The sequence below is a fragment of the Nonomuraea candida genome (assembly GCF_000725485.1).
Taxonomy (GTDB): Bacteria; Actinomycetota; Actinomycetes; order Streptosporangiales; family Streptosporangiaceae; genus Nonomuraea; species Nonomuraea candida.
The window spans coordinates 1-1,434 of sequence record NZ_JOAG01000122.1 but is presented as its reverse complement, the minus strand read 5'-3'; the positions used below and the strand labels follow the sequence as shown (position 1 = coordinate 1,434).

The 1,434-nt window shown below is 68.2% G+C and carries 1 protein-coding gene; it reads left to right on the top strand.

Annotation, left to right across the window (positions count from 1 at the left end):
* Positions 1 to 111 precede the first annotated feature (111 nt).
* On the top strand, positions 112 to 1,401 hold the full coding sequence (locus IO39_RS43305) for an IS256 family transposase (protein ID WP_043637577.1): 1,290 nt from the start codon (positions 112 to 114) through the stop codon (positions 1,399 to 1,401).
* Positions 1,402 to 1,434: the final 33 nt, after the last annotated feature.

Below are 1,434 nucleotides of genomic sequence, written 5' to 3'. Positions count from 1 at the left end.
GAGCAATGCTTGAGACCTGTGGATCGGTCGGGAAGGGGTGCACCTTCCCGATGATCATGCGAGTTCTCAAGACATGACCGACGCGCCAACGTCGGTCGGGAAGGCACACCCGTGCTCACCGTAGTCCCTGACCCCGCCGACAGCGACCGCAACGCGGACGCCTCCGCCCCTTCGCCCGCGCTGATCGACGAGCTGGTGCGTGAAGGTGCCCGCCGGATGCTCGCCGAAGCGCTCAAAGCCGAGGTCGACGCCTACATCGCCGCCTTCGCCGACGAACGCGACGAGACCGGCCGCCGCCTGGTCGTGCGCAACGGCCACCACCAGCCCCGGCAGGTGCTGACCAGCGCGGGCGCGATCGAGGTGCGCGCCCCGCGGGTCAACGACAAGCGCATCGACGAGACCACCGGCGAGCGGCGCCGGTTCTCCTCAGCGATCCTGCCGCCGTGGTGCCGCAAGAGCCCGGCCATCACCGAGGTGCTGCCGCTGCTCTACCTGCACGGCCTGTCCACCGGCGACTTCGTCCCCGCCCTCGGTCAGTTCCTCGGCACCGGCCACGGCCTGTCGGCGCCGGTCATCACCAAGCTCACCGAGCAGTGGAAGGCCGAACAACGCGCCTTCGCCGCCCGCGACCTGTCGAACGTCGACTACGTCTACCTGTGGGCCGATGGCATCCACGTCAACATCCGCCTGGAGGAGCACAAACTCTGCCTGCTGGTGCTGATCGGGGTTCGCGCCGACGGCCGTAAGGAACTCGTCGCGCTCACCGACGGCTACCGCGAATCGACCGAATCCTGGGCGGATCTGCTGCGCGACTGCGCCCGGCGCGGCATGCGCGCCCCAGTGCTGGCCATCGGGGACGGCGCGCTCGGCTTCTGGTCCGCGCTGACCGAGGTATTTCCGCAGGCCAGGGCCCAGCGCTGCTGGTTTCACAAGATCGCCAACGTGCTCGGCGCGCTACCGAAGTCAGCCCACCCGGGCGCGAAGAAGGCCCTCGCGGAGATCTGGAACACCGAGAGCAAGGATCATGCCCTGGCCGCGGTCGCCGCTTTCGAGGCCGCCTACGGCGCCAAGTTTCCCAAGGCCGTCGCCAAGGTCACCGACGATGTGGAGGAGTTGCTGGCCTTCTACGACTATCCGGCCGAGCACTGGCGGCATCTGCGCACCACCAACCCGATCGAGTCGACCTTCGCCACCGTCCGACACCGCACCAAGGTCACCAAGGGCCCCGGCTCCCGCGCCGCCGGCCTGGCCATGGCCTTCAAACTGATCGAGTCCGCCCAACGACGCTGGCGCGCGCTCAACGGCGCCCACCTGGTCGCCCTGGTCCGCGCCGGCGCCACCTTCATCGACGGCAAACTCATCGAACGACCCGCAGAATCACCCGTCCCCACAGCCGCCTAAGAACTCATGATCCACAAGTCTTGACTATTGCTC